7 protein-coding genes and 2 pseudogenes are annotated in these 6,834 nt (G+C 50.0%); 4 read left to right on the top strand and 5 right to left on the bottom strand.

The window, feature by feature from the left end:
- Positions 1-109 precede the first annotated feature (109 nt).
- Entirely contained in the window at positions 110-412 is a 303-nt protein-coding gene (locus INT33_RS18915; RefSeq protein WP_193092722.1) for a hypothetical protein, read from the top strand.
- Here the strand turns inward: INT33_RS18915 and INT33_RS18910 are convergent.
- Positions 409-609: a hypothetical protein gene (locus INT33_RS18910; protein WP_193092721.1), complete on the bottom strand. Its 201-nt coding sequence runs from the start codon at positions 607-609 to the stop codon at positions 409-411. The two genes, INT33_RS18915 and INT33_RS18910, sit on opposite strands and share 4 nt — an antisense overlap.
- A gap of 162 nt (positions 610-771) precedes the next feature.
- On the opposite strand from INT33_RS18910, the gene INT33_RS18905 reads away from it, so the two are divergent.
- Both INT33_RS18905 and INT33_RS18900 read left to right on the top strand, forming a co-directional pair.
- Positions 772-930 carry a hypothetical protein gene (locus tag INT33_RS18905; protein ID WP_193092720.1) on the top strand — a complete coding sequence of 53 codons (159 nt, stop codon included), beginning with the start codon at positions 772-774 and terminating at the stop codon, positions 928-930.
- Positions 931-1,083: 153 nt separating this feature from the next.
- A pseudogene (locus tag INT33_RS18900) lies at positions 1,084-1,296 on the top strand (transposase); the annotation flags it as partial.
- A 95-nt stretch (positions 1,297-1,391) separates the two neighbouring features.
- On the opposite strand, the gene INT33_RS18895 reads toward INT33_RS18900, so the two are convergent.
- Both INT33_RS18895 and abiEi read right to left on the bottom strand, forming a co-directional pair.
- The gene (locus INT33_RS18895) at positions 1,392-2,315 is read right to left on the bottom strand and encodes a nucleotidyl transferase AbiEii/AbiGii toxin family protein (RefSeq protein ID WP_193092719.1); all 924 of its coding nucleotides are present in this window, start codon (positions 2,313-2,315) and stop codon (positions 1,392-1,394) included.
- Positions 2,305-2,841, bottom strand: a complete 537-nt coding sequence (gene abiEi / locus INT33_RS18890) for a type IV toxin-antitoxin system AbiEi family antitoxin (RefSeq protein WP_193092718.1) — start codon at positions 2,839-2,841, stop codon at positions 2,305-2,307. The genes INT33_RS18895 and abiEi overlap by 11 nt, the downstream gene beginning before the upstream one ends.
- Positions 2,842-3,076: 235 nt before the next feature.
- Between abiEi and INT33_RS18885 the strand changes: the two are divergent.
- Positions 3,077-3,964 (top strand): annotated as a pseudogene (locus INT33_RS18885) (IS256 family transposase); the annotation flags it as partial.
- 120 nt (positions 3,965-4,084) lie between these two features.
- Here INT33_RS18885 and INT33_RS18880 read toward each other — a convergent pair.
- Together INT33_RS18880 and INT33_RS21480 are read right to left on the bottom strand one after the other, a co-directional pair.
- On the bottom strand, positions 4,085-4,240 hold the full coding sequence (locus INT33_RS18880) for a hypothetical protein (RefSeq protein ID WP_193092717.1): 156 nt from the start codon (positions 4,238-4,240) through the stop codon (positions 4,085-4,087).
- A 146-nt stretch (positions 4,241-4,386) separates the two neighbouring features.
- Positions 4,387-6,627: a flagellin N-terminal helical domain-containing protein gene (locus INT33_RS21480; RefSeq protein ID WP_319643942.1), complete on the bottom strand. Its 2,241-nt coding sequence runs from the start codon at positions 6,625-6,627 to the stop codon at positions 4,387-4,389.
- Positions 6,628-6,834: the final 207 nt, after the last annotated feature.

Raw genomic sequence — 6,834 nt, 5'->3', positions numbered from 1 at the left:
CGACGCTGAACGAAGACGATCTCAGTGCACTGTTGCCCTGGCACTGGAAAGAAACCTTACCTACCTGAGAAATGCTTGACTAGATGTGGTTAGTGGCGCGCTTACGAGCTTGGAAAACGCTCACTTGCACGGCAGCGGGTATACTCTTAACGCCCATGTTATCGACCTGGACAACTGGAGCGAATTTACCAGCATAAACCTTGGCACTAACGAACGTAATGTTGTTATTGAGTACACGTTAATCGATGACAAAACCGGCTTAGCAATACTTGAAGAAGAAATCACAGGGTATGGAAGTGTTACGAACTGGAATCCACTTAGCCCTTTTTATCTAAAACAAAGGGAAGCTGCTGAAAAAGGGTATGCCGACAATATAAGAACGCTTATCACAGAGCTTAAAGCAATAAATTAATATTTTTTTCTTAACAGTAACCACGTGTGCTCACGCTGCTGTTTAATCGCTTTATCTAATATGTTTTGAAGCTGGTCGTAATCGTCAGGCATCAATTTATCAAGCCCGTGTGCTTCCGCTCGGTCAATTGTGGCTTGCGTGTCGCGGATTACTTTTTCTAATTCCAGCGCTACGCGTTCATGGTCATCGGGGCGCATGGCACCTCCTGGCGGCATTTATTGCACGGTTGATCTTGCTATCTTACACGTTAAATAGACGGCGTTTGTAAATGGCGCCCCGTGTGGTCTGATACACGCATAGCCACTGGCGCTTGCCGCTGGGCACTTGCTACAGTGAACCCGCAAGATGAATGAGCCTTCATGACCATCATGCAAGATGCAGAGCAGCGATTTGCCGCACGGGCATCGCTTTATACACGCCGCGCCTACCAGGCAGCACTCCAGAGTGGCCAAACAGTGGTCGAGATCGTTGATGGCGATCTTGTTGAAACCTCCCCCGATGGCGGTGTCCGTTTTTAAAAAAAGCACCGACTAAGCACAAGGTATCAGTCGGTATGAAACTCAAGGTGACCTGATGGTTGAGACTTAGGACTCTTCGACGTTGGGTGTGGAATTTGCTCAAAGAAAGATGATCCTGCGTAACGATAAAGGTGTCAGTAAGCGGTTGAGGCAAAGGACATGAAAGTCGTGATTCCACGCAGGCGCCACTCAAAAAAGATAAATGCTAGCTTGGACAGAGAGTTATATTGCTATCGGCATCTTGTCGAGAACGCCTTTGCCCGATTGAAGCCGTATCGCGTCATCGCGACGCGTTACGACAAGTTAAAGCGAAACTATGAAAGCATGGTGGCCTTGGCCTGCGGCTTTTTATGGCTGCCCATGTGAATCGTCAACAGGCTCTAACGAAAAGCAGATAAAAAAATACGGTTCTTCGTCGTTGGGTGTGGAATTCCACCCCAACGACGAAGAGCCAAAAATGGTTACATACGGAAAGATGGCTCTGCTGATTGCTCGAGGCCTAAGGCTTTCTGAACGGTTGTCAGTTGATCCGTCAAGGTAGCGGCCAGGTAAGACTGAAATTTGCCTTGTCCGAGCGTACGCTCATAGACATCCGTCGGAAGAAATCGCCCCATCTCATCATGGAAATTTTTCCCGGCAATGATGCCCGGTATTCTTGCAAGCATCTTATTCAATCTGATCGGGTAATCGTCCAGTCGATAATCCATCATTTTTTGTTTTACCAGCTCACTGTCTACCTGGGCTCCTCGCTGTGCCAGCCAGGCTAGATCCCAGATATCACGGTTGCGAACGTACCTTTCGGTTGCTGGCAGTGAAAATAGCTTGTCCGCCATTATCTCATCACGTGTTTCCACCATGATTAGAAGGTCTTCATAGCCATCGGGCAGGAATTCATAGTTGCGAACCAGAGGTCGCGCTGTTTTGGTGTGTGCAGGAATATTAGCTACTTCCAGCTTGGCTCTCTGCTTGGGTAGGTCTCGACGATCGGGAGAGGTAGTAATTCCAATTTGCCATTTGTCGATTTTCAACTCAGCGTACATTGGATCTTGTTTTAGGGACGCCGGTTCTTTAACAGTCACTTCCAGTCCATACCTCTTGGAAAGGTAATCCTCAAGGCAAATTTTCATATCCACCAGCTTTCGGGAAGTGAAATCTACGCCGCCAGCAAAATCCAAGCCTTCGCTGAAGCGACTGCCTCCATAGCACAATCTCAACGATGTGCCGCCCTGAAAAACCAGGCTGTCGAGCATGCTTTCTTTATCCAGCGCATACAACAGGTCGTAATGCAGCAACTCCTTTTCGATAACCGGCCGCATATGCCCTAGCGCTGCATCTTTCATTACGTGATCTATCAGGGGTTTGAAATCAACAGACTCAATCATCATATACGCCCCCCTCGTCAATCAAGTGGGTGTTACGACCAACGCGCTTAAGATCCCGGAGTGCTGCCAGCTTGGTTGCAATCTTCATAGGGCGCCTGCGATCCTTGGTAACAGATAAAATATCCGATACTGGGCGCTTTGTATGGGTGAACTCAATGACCCCATAAGGCGTTTTATATTCGCCTTTACGGCCGGTGGTCATCAGCGTTAGCCGACCTACCGGGACTTGGGAGATCACACCATACTCTGAAAGAGCAGACTCAAGGCTGATGTAACTATATTCCCCCCTGCGTAGTGTCTTGGCAATCAGCTCCAAGGTATCCGGGCCTTTGTTCTTCGAGAGCGCATACAGGTACACACCCTTGGATGGGCGTTCCAGAATGCCCGCGTTAACCAAGCGTTTGAGTGTGGCCTCTCGGCTACGGGGCGTATCATCGGGAAACACTTTTGACATGTCTCGTGCAGCAAAGACATAGCGCTCGCGTTGGTCGAACTCGGCAAGACGCCTGATCGCTTCGCTTTGTTTCACCCTACCCCCAAGGTTACAAAAACCACGTTAAAAAGCGTTTTTAATGTCTACCAATAATGTCATATATACATAAACAGCACACAAACATGTGATTAACGTCTACATAAACCACAAGTGACGCTTCTAGAGAAAGTGGAAATCGACCATTGAAACGTAAGCGCTGGTAGCCAGCATCAAGCAGGGGGCGGAGTCCGTCGAGGTTGCCAGCAAGGAGATTGCCAAAGGCAATGCCGACCTGGCGCAGAGCGCCGATACCGCTCTGCAAGCACTTCTTGATGGTCAAGACCTGACCGGCAAGGACGGTATTCTGACACCGCTGATCAAGCAGCTCACCGAAGCTGCCATGCAGGCCGAGCTGGATGCCTATCTTGCTGTAGAGGCCACGCCGAATCGAAAGAATGGCACGACCAGCAAGACCATGAAAGCTCCTACCGGCAGCTTCCCGCGACAGACGCCTCGTGACCGAAGCGGTACCTTTGATCCTCAGCTCATCAAGAAGCACCAAACCTACTTGACCGATGAACTGGAGCGCAAAAATCATCGCTCTTTTTGCGCTTGGCAACAGCTATCAGGATATCCGGACTCACATTGCCGACATGTATGATATCGAGCTTTCCAACGGCATCATCAATGCCGTCACTGACAAACTCCTGCCAGAGCTAGCCGCGTGGCGAGAGCGCGACGTGGAAGCCATTTACCCCATTGTCTGGCTTGACGCTATTCACTACAACATCAAGGAAAACGGGCGTTACGTCAGTAAAGCCATCTATACCATTCTTGCGCTGAATATTGAGGGCAATAAGGAGCTCCTGGGCTTGTATCTCTCCGACCAGGAAGGCGCGCATCACTGGCTTTCTGTGCTGACAGACCTCTACAATCGTGGGGTCAAGGACATCCTGATTGCCTGCGTGGGTGGCTTGAAAGGCTTTCCGGAAGCCATCGAGAGCATTTATCCAACAACAGAAATCCAGCATTGCGTGATCCACCAAATCCGCAACTCTCTAAAATACATCGCGTCGAACTGGAAGCCAAATAGGGTGAGAAATACCCGATGGTAATCAAGTCCTGGCGAGGAAAGTGGCCAACTCTGTCGGCTTACTTCAAATACCCTGACTATGTCCGTACGGCATTTACCCAGATGGCGACATTAAGCTAAAAAAAGAAAATCTGCCCGACTGGTTCTATCGAAGTGTTATTCAGAAACCTTCTCCTTCTTCTCAGCCAACATAGCCCAAATATGTTGTCATAGGGCCTTATCGAGAATATTGAAAAGATGGACGCAATCATCCGGCATGGTCTTATCCAACCCATTCGCTTCGGCCTGTTCAATCGTGGCCTGGGTGTCGCGGATGACTTTTTCCAGTTCCAGCGTCACACGCTCGTGTTCATCGAACTTCATCACAACCTCCACGCGATATTGATAACCGCTCACTCAGCGAGTCAACAACCGGCCAGCGACTAACGCTTAAATAAAAACCGGCCCCAGAAGGAGCCGGCTCTAAGGCACTCAATGAGATATTTATCTCAACCTGACTAAAAGCAAGGCTATTCCAGCAGCGAAAGCACATTCTGTGGGACCTGGTTCGCCTGGGCCAGTACAGAAGTACCTGCCTGCTGAAGGATCTGAGCGCGAGTCATGTTGGCCACTTCTACCGCGTAGTCGGCGTCTTCGATGCGCGAGCGGGCGGCAGAAAGATTAATATTGCCCACAAGGTGGTTTTCCACCACTGAGCCTAGCCGGTTTTCAATAGCGCCTAAATGGCTTCGCTTACTATCCACAATGGCGATGGCGCGATCTAGCGCTGCCAGAGGGTTAGGTGGTGTTCTTAAGCGAATTTCCCGATCCACTTCGGTAAGGTTAACCACCGTATGGGGAGTGCCATCATCGTCAGCGCCGTTGGCATCAGTGCTTACGTTGATGGATAGCGGATTTAACGAATCAAGCGGATAGTAGATGATTACTTCGCCAGCGCCATTGATCGTTTTAATCAGCGTGTCGTTGCCATCGACATCCACCAGGCTGGCCACTTTATAACTCCCGTAGCTGGACTGGCTATTCGGCAAATCGAAATAATAGTTACCGTCAGCACGCTGGTTTAACACGTTACTGAAACGGTCGCCATTGGCATCAGTATAATTAACAGTGACGTTGCGAGGATCCAGCGTTACGGTTGAAGAGCCTGCCACTGTCTCCACCCGCTCATTCAGGTTATAGCTCGCTGAAATATTCGCCTGCGCTTTAGCATTAACCTCTACCGTTCCATCTGTCCCCACTGAAACAGACACATCCGCCTGATAGTAGCGATAAATACCGGCACCATCCTCAACCTCGACCATATATTGGCCATTGGCAGCACGTTGCATAAGGCGCGCGCTAGCGTTTATCGACTCATCGTCGGCATTGGTGATGTTGATAGTCGGTGATGACGCAAAATCTACCGCTGGCAGCGCAGCTACATTATTTGCATCTGCAAAATCGTCGCTTAAAAACGCGCGGCTTGTGTCTGCTTGAAGGGTAAGCGTCGTCTCTTCAATACCATCCACTTCTTCCGTAAGAGCGCTCGTGGTATCAAGGCGGTAATAAACCGTTTCGCCCACTAGTTCACTTTGAATGTAATAACGGCCATCGTTTACCCGTACCTGGGCATTTGGCAGCGTTTGCCCGCTGCTGCCTTGAAAGATCAGTTCATCGACCATGCCTAGCGAGTAATTGGCACCATCGACGTCAAGCTCAGTGACAGCGTTATAGGTCTGCTCAGAGACAGGCACACTGCTTACCGCACTCACGTTAACAGCGCTCGCCCTCGGTGCAAATTCAAGCGAGGCTTCATAGTAACGCACGCCTTCAGCAACAGTGTGCTCAATCAGATAGCGACCATCTGACTCGATCAGGCGCGATGAACCCGTGAAGGCATCGCCGCTACTATCCGTAAAGCTAATACTTGATATAGCACGCTCAGCCACATTGGTAAGCGACGCCGTATACAGTAGTCCTGTGCTTCTGACCTCGACTTCACTGCTGTCTGTGGCCGTGTCATGGTGGGCCTGGGGTACGGCGGAATAAAGTTGCGGTTTAGCATCATTATTCAAGGTGCTTATATAATAACTTGACCCGTTCAGACGCAAAGTGGGTTCGCTACCCGTAACCCCTGTATAGCTAACGCTAGTTTGCGCTACCCCTTGAGGATACAACTCAATATCTCTCGCAACGCCTGCAAGCGTATTACGTGGGGTAACTTCGCCGTCGATACCCGCTACCGTAAAATCTTCAAGCCCTAGCGCAGCAACGCTAAACCCAGGCGGCAATAAGTCAACGCCCAGAGTTTGGTTATCGTTGGCGCCTACCTGCAAGTTCACCAGGCCACCACGACCATTCAGCAAGGGTATGCCGTTGTAATCAACCGAATCAGCGAGGCGGTCAATTTCCCGCAGGTTCATATTGATCTCGCTTTGGATGGCATCGTTATCATCCCAGCTCAGCGTGCCGTTTAGGCCTTGTACCGTGAGCTCGCGCACCCGTTGCAGCTTGTCATTGATTTGATCTAAGGCGCCGTGGGCGGTTTGCGCTAGCGATACACCATCGTTAGCGTTACGCATCGCCATGCCGCGCCCGCTAATCTGGCTGGTCATGCGGCTAGCAATCGCCTGGCCCGCTGCGTCGTCTTTCGCGCCATTGATACGTAACCCGGACGATAAGCGCTCCATGCTCGTTGCCAGCGCCGACTGAGAGCGCTTTAGGTTTGTCTGACCGGTCAAGGAGAGCAGGTTAGTGTTGATAGACGCCATGTGTGGGCTCGCGTATCAAAAAAAGTAATTATTTATGTATCGGCTCAATGGTGAAAATCTTTAACAAAATGTTACCTTAGATTTGTTAGCATCCATACGCCATAAAAAAATGGCCCCATAAAGGAGCCGATCCATTACCATCAGAAAAATTCTTAACCGGCTTTGGCTGCTTAATCCCTCAATACAACAAATAAGCACAGCATCACA

Origin of the sequence: Halomonas colorata, from assembly GCF_014897985.1 — a bacterium.
Lineage (GTDB): Bacteria > Pseudomonadota > Gammaproteobacteria > Pseudomonadales > Halomonadaceae > Vreelandella > Vreelandella colorata.
Note: the sequence above shows the minus strand (reverse complement) of the source record. Positions and strands in the feature narration are given on the sequence as shown.

Coding starts and splice junctions, on each gene's coding strand:
- INT33_RS18880 (WP_193092717.1), bottom strand. CDS start 4,240: ATGAAGTTCGATGAACACGAGCGTGTGACGCTGGAACTGGAAAAAGTC.
- INT33_RS18910 (WP_193092721.1), bottom strand. CDS start 609: ATGCGCCCCGATGACCATGAACGCGTAGCGCTGGAATTAGAAAAAGTA.
- INT33_RS18895 (WP_193092719.1), bottom strand. CDS start 2,315: ATGATGATTGAGTCTGTTGATTTCAAACCCCTGATAGATCACGTAATG.
- INT33_RS21480 (WP_319643942.1), bottom strand. CDS start 6,627: ATGGCGTCTATCAACACTAACCTGCTCTCCTTGACCGGTCAGACAAAC.
- INT33_RS18905 (WP_193092720.1), top strand. CDS start 772: ATGACCATCATGCAAGATGCAGAGCAGCGATTTGCCGCACGGGCATCG.